Annotated in this window: 10 protein-coding genes; 6 read left to right on the forward strand and 4 right to left on the reverse strand. The window is 40.6% G+C overall.

All coding sequences use genetic code 11. The features are described from left to right. Positions 1 to 52: 52 nt before the first annotated feature. The 4 genes from O3603_RS02785 to pflA all read left to right on the forward strand — a co-directional run bounded on the left by O3603_RS02785 (position 53) and on the right by pflA (position 7,042). Entirely contained in the window at positions 53 to 2,356 is a 2,304-nt protein-coding gene (locus O3603_RS02785; RefSeq protein ID WP_009435898.1) for a transglycosylase domain-containing protein, read from the forward strand. 751 nt (positions 2,357 to 3,107) lie between these two features. Next, positions 3,108 to 3,539, forward strand: a complete 432-nt coding sequence (locus O3603_RS02790; protein WP_009435926.1) for a Fur family transcriptional regulator — start codon at positions 3,108 to 3,110, stop codon at positions 3,537 to 3,539. A gap of 487 nt (positions 3,540 to 4,026) precedes the next feature. Beyond that, a complete protein-coding gene (gene pflB / locus O3603_RS02795) occupies positions 4,027 to 6,273 on the forward strand; it encodes a formate C-acetyltransferase (RefSeq protein WP_371520361.1) in 2,247 nt (748 codons plus the stop codon). Then, positions 6,260 to 7,042: a pyruvate formate-lyase-activating protein gene (gene pflA / locus O3603_RS02800; RefSeq protein ID WP_371520363.1), complete on the forward strand. Its 783-nt coding sequence runs from the start codon at positions 6,260 to 6,262 to the stop codon at positions 7,040 to 7,042. Before pflB ends, pflA begins: the two co-directional genes overlap by 14 nt. Positions 7,043 to 7,073: 31 nt before the next feature. Here the strand turns inward: pflA and O3603_RS02805 are convergent, their stop codons facing one another. Next, on the reverse strand, positions 7,074 to 7,868 hold the full coding sequence (locus O3603_RS02805) for a DUF4738 domain-containing protein (RefSeq protein WP_311453121.1): 795 nt from the start codon (positions 7,866 to 7,868) through the stop codon (positions 7,074 to 7,076). Between the two features lie 26 nt (positions 7,869 to 7,894). After that, positions 7,895 to 8,449, reverse strand: coding sequence for a dTDP-4-dehydrorhamnose 3,5-epimerase (gene rfbC, locus O3603_RS02810; RefSeq protein WP_288952228.1), 555 nt, complete (start codon positions 8,447 to 8,449; stop codon positions 7,895 to 7,897). 163 nt (positions 8,450 to 8,612) lie between these two features. Here rfbC and O3603_RS02815 point away from each other — a divergent pair, with 163 nt between their 5' ends. Together O3603_RS02815 and O3603_RS02820 are read left to right on the forward strand one after the other, a co-directional pair. Then, positions 8,613 to 9,611, forward strand: a complete 999-nt coding sequence (locus tag O3603_RS02815) for an SPOR domain-containing protein (RefSeq protein WP_371520367.1) — start codon at positions 8,613 to 8,615, stop codon at positions 9,609 to 9,611. A gap of 50 nt (positions 9,612 to 9,661) precedes the next feature. Then, positions 9,662 to 10,195 (forward strand): FHA domain-containing protein, encoded by a 534-nt coding sequence (locus O3603_RS02820; protein WP_287315080.1) that lies wholly within the window; start codon positions 9,662 to 9,664, stop codon positions 10,193 to 10,195. A gap of 170 nt (positions 10,196 to 10,365) precedes the next feature. On the opposite strand, the gene nrdG is transcribed toward O3603_RS02820, so the two are convergent. Together nrdG and nrdD are read right to left on the reverse strand one after the other, a co-directional pair. Next, on the reverse strand, positions 10,366 to 10,833 hold the full coding sequence (gene nrdG / locus O3603_RS02825) for an anaerobic ribonucleoside-triphosphate reductase activating protein (protein WP_371520370.1): 468 nt from the start codon (positions 10,831 to 10,833) through the stop codon (positions 10,366 to 10,368). Then, positions 10,779 to 12,920: an anaerobic ribonucleoside-triphosphate reductase gene (gene nrdD / locus O3603_RS02830; protein WP_288952222.1), complete on the reverse strand. Its 2,142-nt coding sequence runs from the start codon at positions 12,918 to 12,920 to the stop codon at positions 10,779 to 10,781. Before nrdD ends, nrdG begins: the two co-directional genes overlap by 55 nt. Positions 12,921 to 13,541: the final 621 nt, after the last annotated feature.

Raw genomic sequence — 13,541 nt, forward strand, 5'->3', positions numbered from 1 at the left:
ATTTTGCTTATCCATTGATTTACATTACCTTTGCACAATATTTTCACGGTATATGAGAAGACACTTTGTACATTTCCTCTGGGGGACATTGTTAGCTATTTTAGGTTTTACAAGCCTATTCTTCATCTCTGTATGGAATGGTTGGATAGGCTATATGCCCGATATGGACGAGTTATCAAACCCTATTGATAAGTTTGCTTCACAGGTTTACTCTTCCGATCAAAAGCTAATAGGAACATGGAACCAAGATAATAATAATCGCATTGCGATTGATTATAATGGACTATCTCCACACCTTGTTCATGCGCTTGTTGCCACTGAAGACGAACGCTTCTATGAGCATTCTGGTATTGACTTCATCGCTTTAGGACGTGCAATCATTAAGCGCGGCGTGATGAGACAGGCTAGTGCTGGAGGTGGATCTACTATCACTCAACAGTTAGCCAAACAGCTTTTTTCAGAGAAAGCACATAGTACGATGGAACGCTTGCTACAAAAGCCTATCGAGTGGATCATCGCTGTTAAGCTAGAACGTCACTTCACGAAGGAGGAGATTCTAGCAATGTATTTCAATTACTTCGACTTCTTGCACAATGCTGTTGGTATAAAACGTGCAGCCAACGTGTACTTTAATAAGGAACCTCGTAACCTCAATGTCACTGAGGCGGCTTTGTTAGTTGGTTTGTGCAAGAACCCTTCCATGTTTAATCCTCTTCGTTATCCTGAACGTTGCCGACAGCGTCGTAACGTCGTACTCATGCAGATGGTGAAGTCTGGTTATGTAACAAAAGATGAATACGAAGAGCTTTCTCAACGTCCATTAGGTATCCATTTTACTAAGGCAAAACCTGTTGATGGAGCTGCAGACTACTTCCAGGCATTCCTCAGACAGTATATGATGGCGAATAAACCAGAGCGTAAGAACTATCAAACATGGCAGAATCGTCAGTTTGTTCTCGACTCTATTGCATGGGAGCAAGACCCTCTTTATGGATGGTGTAACAAGAATCTCAAGCGCAATGGCGAGCCTTATAACGTTAACACGGATGGGTTACGTATCTATACAACGATTGACACTCGCATGCAAACCTATGCCGAAGAAGCTATCCGTAAACACGTGGGTGGCTACTTACAAGCACAATTCAATGCTGCAAGTAGGTACAAGAAGAATGCGCCATTCTCATCTAATATCTCTCGAAAGACTATCAAAGAGATTATTAATAGGTCTTGTCGCCTTAGCATGCGTTACCGCAAAATGAAGGAACAAGGCGCTACTCCTGAAGAAATAAAGCGTAGTTTCCGTACACCACATGAGATGACCATCTTCACTTATCATGGTGATGTTGATACGGTGATGACGCCTATTGACTCTGTAAGATACTACAAGTCATTCTTGCGTTCAGCCTTCATGAGTATGGATCCACACACTGGTGCGGTGAAAACATACGTGGGTGGTATTGATTACCAACACTTTAAATACGATGTTGTCATGGGTGGTCGACGCCAGGTCGGTTCGACTATCAAGCCATTCCTCTACGCCCTTGCAATGCAGAATGGCATGACTCCTTGTTCGTTGGCACCTAACGTTCAACGCACGTATGGAGGATGGACACCTCGTAACGGGTCGCATGCACGTTATGGACAAGAGGTTCCTTTGAGATGGGGTTTACAGCAGTCTAACAACTGGATATCTGCTTATCTCATCAATCTCTTAGGTCCTTCTCAATTCGTAAACATACTTCATGACTTCGGATTGAATAACCCTGACATTGATAAATATGCCAGTCCTGTACTCTGTCTAGGTCCTAGTGAGGCATCTGTTGGTGAGATGACTAGTGCCTACACAACCTTTGCCAATGGCGGTATTCGTTGTGCTCCTCTCTTCGTAACAAAGATAGAAGACAGCCATGGTAACGTTATTGCGAAGTTCCAACCACTAATGACTGAAGTTATATCAGAGGTTAGTTCTTATCAAATGATTGATATGCTACGTGCCGTTGTACAAGGAGGTACCGCCAGCCGATTGCGTTCTGCGTACAATATTAACATCGACATGGGAGGTAAAACAGGTACAACTAACAACAACGCAGATGGCTGGTTTATGGCTGTAACGCCTAACCTCGTTAGCGGTTGTTGGGTTGGTGGCGAAGATAGAGACATCCACTTCGATAATACCAGCATGGGACAAGGTGCTTCTATGGCGCTTCCTGTATGGGCATACTTCATGCAGAGTGTATATGCCGATAAGCGTCTTGGGTATCGAAAGGATGCTAAGTTTGCTATTCCTGCTAAGTTCGATCCATGTAAGGTAGCCGATACCATCAACGTAAATGGTATTCAGGAAGAGTACTTCTAAGGCTCTGAATGACGGGGAGTAACACGCATTATAAGGACAAACGAGGGGATTGTTCTTACAATTAAATAATTGTTTTGCTCACAATCAGGTGCGCTCTCCTACAGAGGTAAACATATTCTAGTGGGAAAAGTTGGACACCTAGAATTGAAGGAAACGCCTTTCTCTATTTGAGAAGGGCGTTTCTTTGATATAAAGAGAGCCTTTCTTGCCATCAAAGAAACGCCTTCGTTAAAACTTAACAAACGTTCCCCTTTCCTCACATAGCATTATTCTAGCCCTCCAGTCAGTCTCTGTAAAGGTAAAGAATGTCCGACAGATGTCAATTAGAATACAATCTTTTGATTTCTACAATATGTCTTCCTTATTTAAATGGAGTAAGCTAGAATAAGAAGAGAAGAGTTTTTTGTCACCATGTAAAATATAGTATATGGATTGTAATGCAGTGATTCTTTAAACGTGATAAGGCATAATCTCCAAGCAAATTAACCATAAAATCAGGTTCAGAATTATGCTTCGAGAGTTTGATGAAAAGTTTGTTTCTATAGGAAATAAGCGTTAATTAGAAAGGATATTAGCAATAGAATGTGTTATATAAAACTATATTTTAGATTTTTTCCAATATCCTTGTTCGCTAGTTCTGATAATTTTATTACCTTTGCGCACGTGTTAAGAGGATATTAAGAGACGATGAGAAAGATTGTTTCTGATGTATTACCTCATACTTAAATAATATTTAATAAAAGAGAAGAAAGTGGATTCTGCCTATAATAAACTTATCGCTTTGGGCATTCGCCCATCTATCCAACGCGTTGCAATCATGAAGTATTTGCAAGCTCATCACACCCATCCTACAGTAGAGGATGTGTATTTGGCGTTGAAGAAGCAGCTCCCAACAGTAAGTCGCACGACGGTTTATAATACTCTTCGTATGCTTTCCGAACATCACGCTGCATCGATGATTACCATCGATGAACATCGTGTTTGTTATGATGGAGTTACCGAGCCTCATGCTCACTTCTTCTGCAAACGTTGCGAAAAGGTATACGACTTTGAAGCAATGGAAATGCCTCGTTATACGGGTGAGATTGGCAAAGGCTTCCGAATTGACGATACTCAATTATATTATAAAGGTATCTGCCCTACATGCCTAAAGGCAATGGAGGAGGATAAAAAACTTAGCTAATTGGGGCTAAAACTAATACTTATCAAGGCTTTGATAAGGCTTCCCTATTATTGTAAGAATACCTTATTAAAGTCTTGATAGATTTTTATTCTCTTTTAAATTAAAGCGTTTACGCTCTAAAACAAACCATATTACAGATTTAACAGACTTGCTCAACCACTATTCTTAGTAGTGTTCTCCACTCTTTGTCATTGATTAGGAGTTTAGAAAAGACGAAGAGAAGCTCAAGAATTAATCAAGTGGTAACATTTTAGTTAGTCCTTACTACCAACGAGGGAACAAATATGTATAGTCTAAGAGAACCCCTCATCATCTGATACCTACCATTAATGATTTTTATGCAATTTATAAACTAAAATTGATCTAACCACTTGATATTACGTTTTTTTGCCTATCTTTGTCCATTGTAAGTTAATAATGTCATGTTGGTATAACCATTTACCAACATATTCACTAAATGTTTTATATAATTAAAGAATTGCCAATTATGGACAAAGCATGGAGAGGATTTACTGGTACAAAGTGGCTCGATGAAGTCAATGTGCGTCAATTTATCCAAGACAATTACGATAGTTATGATGGTGATGCTTCATTCCTTGAAGAACCAACAGCTGCAACTAATAAACTCTGGGGCATGCTTAAAGAACTTCAAAAGCAGGAACGCGCTAAGGGAGGAGTATTAGATATGGAGACGGAGGTCGTATCTAGTATGACAGCTTACGGTCCCGGATATATCGGTGAAGGGACAAAGGAAATGGAGAAAATTGTAGGTTTGCAGACAGACAAGCCTCTGAAACGTGCTTTCATGCCTTATGGTGGTATCAAGATGGCAGAACAAGCATGTACAACCTATGGTTATGAACCATCGAAGAAACTGCATGAAATCTTCACAAAATACTGTAAGACGCACAATGACGGGGTCTTTGATGCTTATACAGATGAGATGAAACTCGTCAGACATAACCATATCCTTACTGGGCTTCCAGATACTTATGGACGTGGACGTATCGTTGGTGACTATCGCCGTGTGGCGCTTTATGGCGTTGATTTCCTCATCAATGAGAAAGCAAAAGACCTACGAAATTGTGGCGACGGAACGATGACTGAGAATGTTATTCGCCTACGTGAAGAAATCTCTATGCAAATGAAAGCATTGAAGGAGATGAAAGAGATGGCTGCAATCTATGGTTATGATATTTCAAAGCCAGCAACCAATGCACATGAAGCAGTACAGTGGCTTTACTTTGGATATCTAGCTGCTATAAAGACACAGAATGGTGCTGCCATGTCAGTAGGGCGTATCTCAACCTTCCTCGACATCTATATTCAACGTGATCTCAACGAAGGTACACTTACAGAAAAGGACGCACAGGAACTTATCGACCACTTAGTTATGAAGTTCCGCATGGTGAAATTCGCACGTATACCATCATATAATCAACTCTTCTCAGGCGATCCAGTATGGGCAACGTTAGAGGTTGCTGGAATGGGAATGGATGGTCGATCCATGGTTACGAAGAATGATTTTCGTTTCCTCCATACGCTTGAGAATATGGGACCATCGCCCGAACCAAACCTTACAGTATTGTATAGTTCGCGTCTTCCAAAGCACTTTAAAGACTATGCCGCAAAGATATCCATATCAACAAGCTCTATCCAATACGAGAATGATGATGTAATGCGTCCAATCTGGGGAGACGACTATTCAATCTGTTGTTGCGTCTCTGCGACACAGACGGGAAAGGAGATGCAATTCTTTGGAGCACGTGCAAACCTTGCTAAATGTCTGACTTATGCTATCAGCGGAGGTGTTGATAGTAAGACAAGAGAGCAGTGTGGACCTGCTTACCGACCAATAGAAGGGGACGTAGTAACCTATGATGAGTTCATGCCTCGCTTCATGGATATGATGGAATGGCTAGCTGGTGTTTATGTAAATACACTGAACTTGATTCATTATATGCATGACAAATATTTCTATGAGGCGGCAGAACTTGCACTTATTGATACTGACGTGCGTCGTACTTTCGCAACAGGTATTGCAGGTTTTAGCCATGTGGTAGATTCTATTTCAGCTATCAAGTATGCTAAAGTTAACATCATACGTGATGAAACAGGATTCCCTATAGAGTTCAAAACAGAGGGTGACTTCCCACGTTATGGTAATGATGATGACCGTGCAGATGATATCGCTGTATGGTTGTTAAAGACCTTCATGAACATGATACGAAAGCACCACACCTATCGTAATTCAGAGCCTACAACAAGTATTCTTACCATCACTTCGAACGTTGTATATGGTAAATTTACTGGGAATATGCCTGATGGTCGTCCTGCAGGTGCGCCACTTGCTCCTGGTGCTAATCCATCTTATGGAGCAGAGCAAAATGGCTTGTTAGCATCATTGAACTCAACTGCTAAGCTCCCATATGAGTATGCGCTCGATGGAATCTCAAACACTCAGACCATCAGCCCAGATGCTCTTGGACACAACGAAGAGGAACGTATCAGCACACTCGTTGGTGTTATGGATGGCTACTTCGACCGTGGTGCACACCATTTAAACGTTAATGTATTTGGTGTTGACAAACTGATTGACTGTATGGAACATCCAGAAAAGGAAGAGTATGCTAACTTCACCATTCGTGTAAGTGGTTACGCAGTGAAGTTTATAGACCTCACACGCGAACAGCAGATGGATGTTATTGCTCGTCGGGCACATGGATCAATGTAAAATGGATAGTTTGCAGACAGATATCTCACATTTATCAGCTCCCGAGACAATGCTTCGGATACATTCTGTAGAGTCGTTCGGATCGGTTGACGGACCTGGTATTCGCTTTGTAATATTCCTTAAAGGATGTGCAATGAGGTGTCAGTACTGTCACAATCCAGATACTTGGGATAGGGCGGGGGGTAACCTCCGCTCTGTTGATGAGGTTCTTGCACAAGCACTAAGATACCGAAGTTATTGGGGAGAGAAGGGTGGTATCACTGTTAGTGGTGGTGAAGCCTTGTTACAAATACGCTCACTTACAGAGTTATTCCGCAAAGCTAAGGCGTTAGGAATCAGTACTTGTCTTGATACATCAGCACAACCATTCAGTCGGGAGACAGCTAATTTCTCTGCTTTTGAGGAATTAATGAACTATACTGATTTAATACTTCTAGACATAAAGCACATTGACAGCAATGCACATAAGCAACTTACAGGTTGGAAGAATGAGAATATTCTAGACTGCGCACGTTATCTTTCTGATATTAAAAAGCCTGTTTGGATAAGACATGTGCTAGTTCCTGGAATCAATGATGACGATGATTCCTTACATAAACTTCGTAATTTCCTTGATTCATTAGGTAATATCGAACGTGTAGAAGTGCTACCATATCATGATTTGGGCGTATATAAATGGGAACAGCTGGGCTTACCTTACACATTATCAGAGGTTAAACCACCTACAGAAGAGAATATACTCCATGCGCGTAAGATATTAACAGAATGAAAAAAGCCTATACTTTTAAGTGTTCTACGGCTTATCTTAACTTCTTAGACATCCTCCCGTCTGGCGTAATTCTTAGTTCGACAACATACGTAGTAGAGGCATCTGGGATTCCAATAAGGGCATCATAATAAAGAGCCTTTGCATCAGCACGTGTGAAGTAGAGCTTACGAAGGATACTCTTATTGAGGAAGTCTTTTGTTATTAAGGGCTGGAACTCCTGCTTACGGAAGTCATGTGCAAAGACAGGAGTACCATGGTTGAAGAGACGCAAGGATGCAACATTGTCCAAATACATGTTATCAACCTCTACACCATCGCCGTTATAAGTTGATTTTATTACCTTATCTGATGTTGTTTGCACATGTATTTTGCTTTCAAAATAGCCTAAATCAGTACGGATCGTTGTATCTTGTGTTTGCTCATCGAAGGTGTTCATCGCATAAACATGATACCCGAAAGAAGGGTATAACGCCTTATCTGTACTCTTCACTAGCTTTACCTCTTCACCATTCTGGTTGATAAACTTCAATACATGAGGTGCTTGTTTATCTATCTTATAGCCATTTACGTTCTGACCTTGTAGGTAGAGCGTATCTTGATAAACCCAAAATCGCACAGGCATACTAGCCGAGTCTGGATAGAAAATACTATCACCTTTGACCAACACAGCAGGATCTCCACTGTCACCATTTATCCATAAGCCCTGCAACATCTCCTTTGCTTGTTTGTCCTCATGCGTTTTCTGATAGTCAGCACTTCGGCCTCTACAAGCAGAGAAGATTAGTAACGAGGCAAACACAACACATGCGATTATCGTTTGTTTCATCTCTTGTTTTCTAGATTGAGAGGCGTTTATTCAAATTTCTCAGCATCTTCCCATGCTAATGACTTAGCATCATCTTTCTCAGAAAGTAGAACATCCTTTGCTTCAACAGGCCATTTAATATCAACGAACTCATCATTCCAGCGAATACTAGCTTCGCTTTGTGGGGCATAAACATTATCCACCTTATATGTAAAGATAGCTTCTTCTGATAATACAAGGAAGCCATGTGCGAAGCCACGAGGGATGAAGAACTGACGCTTATTATCCTCAGATAACTCTACTAAAACATACTTTCCGAAAGTAGGAGAGCTCTTGCGGAGATCGACAGCAACATCAATTACCTTCCCCTTGATGACTCTTACCAATTTAGCTTGTGAGTTCTCACCCTTCTGGTAATGCAATCCTCTTAACACTCCAAAGCTAGATTTAGACTCATTATCTTGTATGAAATCCACGTGATAACCGATATGTTCATCAAATTCTGCCTGTTTGAATGCTTCAAAAAAATATCCTCTTTGATCGTTAAAAACCTTTGGTTCAATCACCCATACACCCTCAATGTCAGTCTTTATATATTCCATTTCTTTCTTTGTTATATGTTCTAAGCAATTAAAGATACTTATCTTTCGCAAAGATAAAGATAATTATTGATAAGGAGAAGAATTACTAACTTTTTCCGCTATGATGGTATATTTTAATTGAAGAGACTTGCCACTTTAGAATAAAATAGCTAATTTTGCAAACGTGACAAAACTCGACCGACATATAGAAATACTTCTCTTGGAGAATGATTGTGTTATTGTTCCAGGGCTAGGTGGCTTTGTTGCTCATCATGTATCAGCTAGATACGATGGGCAAGACGGCTTATTTCTGCCGCCATATCGCACCCTTGGCTTCAATGCACAGCTCACTATGAATGACTCTTTGTTGGCTCAGTCGTATGTAGATGCGTATGATATGAGTTATCCCGAGGCTCTTCGTCAGATAGAGAATGAAGTCAATGAGATTTATCACACGCTAGAGAATGAAGGCTTTGTAGAGCTTTCCGATCTTGGGAAACTAGCTACTAATAGTGAAGGGAAACTAGAGTTCGAGCCTTATGAAAGCGGTATCTTGACTCCAATGTATTATGGTTTAAGTAGTTTTGAAGCATCACAAATTATGGAGTTAGGTGATAATAATCATGCAGACCTAGCTATTTCGGATGCACAAGAACGTAAGTCTAAGCTTATATACATTGATAATTCGGATAAAGAAAATAAACGTTTGAGTATTAGTTTGCATGCTGTTCGTAGTGTTGCAGCTGCCGCTGTATTCCTAACGGCAGTATTCTTAGTTGCCTTCCCAAGCTCCACGAAGAATGGAATGTCCGAACGCCAGATTAAGAGTGGGGTACTTTATAATCTTTTCGACTCTAGTGATACTTCTAAAACATCCGTACATTTCAAACCGCTCCGAGCTATTGCTACAACTGATAATACCCCCACTAAGGATATAACAGATACTCCTTCACACTACTGGGCGATTGTAGTTGCAAGTCACGTAACCGAGCTGAATGCACGTACTTATGTACAACGTATGCAGAAAAAAGGGCTTGAAGATGCTCGTGTCTATGAAGGAATTGAGAGCCTCAAGGTGCTTTATGGCTATTATGCAAGTCAACACGAGGCACGCAAGCAACTAAACGCAATGAGCGGAATGACCTTCTTTAAGAATGCTTGGATTATAGAGATTGATAAGTAATAATCCGTCTTTAACTATTCAAGTGAAATCCTCTTATATCCTTATTATATATGAAACGTGTAAGATGTCCTAAGTGTGATAACTTTATCACATTCGATGAGACAAAGTATAAATCAGGGCAACGTCTAGTCTTTCAATGCCCTCAATGTGGTAAAGAGTTTGGTATTAGAATAGGCGTTTCGAAGTTACGTAAGACGCAGAAAGAGGAGAATAACCAACCAACTGATGATGAACAACAGAGCGAATATGGCTCTTTACATGTCATTGAAAACGTTTTCCACTTTCGACAAGTGATCCCTTTACAGATGGGAGAGAACGTTATTGGGCGTTATATGAAGGGCAATCCAATTAATTGTCCGATAGAGACTGTTGATCCAAGTGTCGATATGACGCATTGTGTCATTACTGTTAAGCGTGACAAGAAAGGGCAGTTACAATATGTTCTTCGTGATGGTCCGTCATATACGGGTACGTTCGTTGACAACGTGATACTCGGTGATCGTGAGCGTAGAGTGATAGAGGATGGAACGCTATTTACCATCGGTGCAACAAGTATTATCCTACATGCTGGGGAAGAAGAGTAGGTTTTCATGATATAGGACTATCATTTGATAGTCCTATATTATTTGTTCCGTATGCCTCATTTAATTGACCCGTACGCCTCACTTAATTGACACATACGCCTCACTTAATTGACACATATGCCTCACTTAATTGACACGTATGCCTCACTCATTCGTTCCATACACCTTATTTATTTGTTCCAAAAACGGGAGGTAATGTCTTCGAAGCTGTTATCTGGGTGTCTACGCAACATACGTTGATTGGTTTTTGGTGAATTAAGTGCGCCAAGATGACGCAGATAAGGTCCCACCTTTATATAATCAAAATACTCCATGTGTATGTCTGGAGATATAGCTGTACGCCCCGTATACCAGCCTATTTTAAGGTTAGGGTAGTGCTGCTTTACATACAATGCAAGATTATCTATAGCCGAGGGATCAGCATCTCCCCCCATAAAACCTATACATGTAATCGGCTCACCAACCCCCTCTATAAGAGTAGTTAGTGAGTCGATTGTTAATTCTTCACCCTTATTTGCCCATAAGAAGCTACTATGGCATCCCGGGCAACGGCATGGGCAGCCCGTGATGTTGATAGCTAGTGTTACTTCATCTGGGTACTCTTGGAATACGATGTCTGTGTTACAGTATCGGAGCATGTGTCTGTGTGAATGTAATAACGGCGGTGTGCTTCCTCTTGACGAGGTACAGAGAAGTTGCTAACTCGCTTCATGTATCCTATAATACGTGTGAGATAGTCAACGTTCTTAGAGTGGCAATGAGGGCACTCATGCAAGTATCTCTTGTCAATGTAACCACAATCATTACAGATAGTATTCGGTATGTTAAATGTGAAGTAGTTACATCCTTCTTGTGCCGCAACACGTAGAAGTTGTCGATACTGCGGTTCGGAGAGATGTTCCTCAAGGTTCATGTGAAGTGCAGAACCGCCTGTTAGATGTTCAATATACGGCTTCCCATGCAGTTTGAACTTATCGAGAATCGTGAGAGAATTGTCTTCTACACGATAGAAATAGCTATTGTAACAGTCACGTGGCACAAAGTATCCATCTTCCTTATCCCATTTAGCATGCTTAACACCCACATTCTCTGCAGGAATCATCTCACAATTAAACATTGCCTCCTTAGTTCTAAATGCCTTATTCTGCGTCTCGATCAATCCTAACACACCTTGTACGAACTTCTTGTAATCGTCATTAGGATTGATATCAAGCCCCATGAACTCCGCAGCCTCTACTAGTCCGTTGATACCAATAGTGAGATATTGACGATCAATGTTGATATATCCAGCATCAAAAAGCGGCAACATGTGGTTGTGCAAGAGCTCTTTAAGATTCTCATTGTAGGCTAATTGCACCTTATGGCACAACTTTATGATGTGAGTTAGGTATTCCTTATAATCCAAGTCATGGTTTACAGCGTACTGGATGCAGCGGTTTAAGTTGATGGTAAGCACACTCTTTGATCCAGTTGACACTCCACCAGCTCCCAAAGTATATGAGAAACCATTGTCTTGTATCTCATTTCTCAATCGACAACACGAACTCAACGAGTCAGCGTTATCGCTCATATAGGTAAAGAAGCTATGCCCTTGCGCATACATCTGTGCCGCAAAGTCTCCCCACTCATGGTCTTTACAATCGCCATTTTCGGCTAGTAACGCCATAGTCTCTACTGGGAACGTGAGGACAGTCTTAAGTCTTTCTTCGTTAAACCACGTCATGAAGCGTTTTTGCAACCATGATAAACTTTCCCAATCGGGCTGTGATCCATCTGGAAAATAGAAGTTCCCGAAGAGCGATTCGAAGTAGGGACGATCATAGTAAGATATGTTCCAGAACACAGCCTGGTAGTTCCTTGCTCCCGTGGGTTGGTTTAGTGAGTAGACAATCTGCTCGAAGTCGTCCGTAATTATCTTATCTATTGTACGTCGTTTAACGCTGAGGTCGACCACTTCATCCGCTCTCTTCCAATAGTCCTTACCATATTCTTTCTGAATAAAGTAGTTCATGTACATCAGAAACTCTGGTGTGGCGCAAGCTCCGGCAAGCATAGAAGAGACCATGAAGACCATATTTATAAAGCCACCACAGAAACTCTTCAGATTCGTTGGAGCTGTAGAATTACCACCAATAGATGTAGTTCCACCAATTAACCATGGGTACATCGTGATGGAAGCACAATAGTTTGCGAGGTTCGTCTCGTCATTCTTATATATAAAGTGGTGTGTCAAGAGGTCGATGTATTCGTCAGCAAGTGGCTTACCATACATCTTTTTGATTCGTTCCACGAGTAGACGACGATTCAAACGGATAAATCCTTGCTTTGGTAACTCGCCTATCAACGTTGCAATGTTCTTATGTTCTACATTCGCATTAGCGTCGAACTTCGATCCAGTAGCAGCGTTCTTTGCTTCGCAGTAATCAGAGAGAAACTTCATCTTTTCGAGTGTTTCACGGTCTTCTGTGTGCTGTTGGCGATAGACAATGAAGCTCTTTGCAACCTTATAGTAGCCTTCCTTCATCAAAGCAAACTCTACTTGGTTCTGGATATCCTCCACTTTTATATCGTTGTGAATGTCTAAGTCCGATAGGATACGCGATACAATGCCTATATCCGTTGGTTCGTTCACACTTTGGAAAGCCTTAACTATGGCGTTCATTATCTTGTCAAGGGAGAAAGGCACTTTATCTCCATTGCGCTTAGTGATGGTGAAGTTCTTCATTTCTTTTATATAGTTATTTTGTTTTTAGACAACTTTTTCAATTTGTATCTTAGGCTCTTTAACTGGTTTATAAGTAGGGTTTTTATTGCATATATCGCTTATAACCAGTGCAATAGCTTATTTCTTTCGTCGCTAAATGCTACTACTTTTATTGTTAGTTTTGGACAACTTTCTTTCTAAATGAGCGTCAGAAGTTTTCCAATTTGTGCAACTCTACGATTGCAAAGATAGCCAAAAGTATTCTTAAAAACAAACTTTTAGCTGTTTAAAAATGCTTATTTTTTGTGCAATTTTGTGCTCCTTTTTATGCAAATATCAGTGCTATAAATGATTAAGAAGAACTAGTTGTAGTTGTGCTTTATAGTTCTCTCTTTTGCGATATACTATCAGAACAAAAGCTTCTGTTCTATCTCTTGAATAAGTCTCAGTTCTCTCTTACAAATGTCTTGAGGCTGCTCTATTTTATATATAATAAGGTGGAAGAACCCAGATAAGGTTTTTTAACTAATGAAGAAGCACTTACTTCGTTATTTTTATTTAATTTTGTTGATGTTTATTAATAGTGATATAGCCACCTAACAGTGTCATTTTTAAATCAAGATCACTATTCTTAGCATTATA

Source organism: Prevotella sp. 20925_1_30 (assembly GCF_041433025.1).
GTDB classification, from domain to species: domain Bacteria; phylum Bacteroidota; class Bacteroidia; order Bacteroidales; family Bacteroidaceae; genus Prevotella; species Prevotella vespertina.

What these genes read in the sequence shown, in the direction of transcription:
- O3603_RS02785 (WP_009435898.1), top strand. Translation starts at nt 53, where the DNA reads ATGAGAAGACACTTTGTACATTTCCTCTGGGGGACATTGTTAGCTATT.
- pflB (WP_371520361.1), top strand. Translation starts at nt 4,027, where the DNA reads ATGGACAAAGCATGGAGAGGATTTACTGGTACAAAGTGGCTCGATGAA.
- pflA (WP_371520363.1), top strand. Translation starts at nt 6,260, where the DNA reads ATGGATCAATGTAAAATGGATAGTTTGCAGACAGATATCTCACATTTA.
- O3603_RS02805 (WP_311453121.1), bottom strand. Translation starts at nt 7,868, where the DNA reads ATGAAACAAACGATAATCGCATGTGTTGTGTTTGCCTCGTTACTAATC.
- rfbC (WP_288952228.1), bottom strand. Translation starts at nt 8,449, where the DNA reads ATGGAATATATAAAGACTGACATTGAGGGTGTATGGGTGATTGAACCA.
- O3603_RS02820 (WP_287315080.1), top strand. Translation starts at nt 9,662, where the DNA reads ATGAAACGTGTAAGATGTCCTAAGTGTGATAACTTTATCACATTCGAT.
- nrdG (WP_371520370.1), bottom strand. Translation starts at nt 10,833, where the DNA reads ATGCTCCGATACTGTAACACAGACATCGTATTCCAAGAGTACCCAGAT.
- nrdD (WP_288952222.1), bottom strand. Translation starts at nt 12,920, where the DNA reads ATGAAGAACTTCACCATCACTAAGCGCAATGGAGATAAAGTGCCTTTC.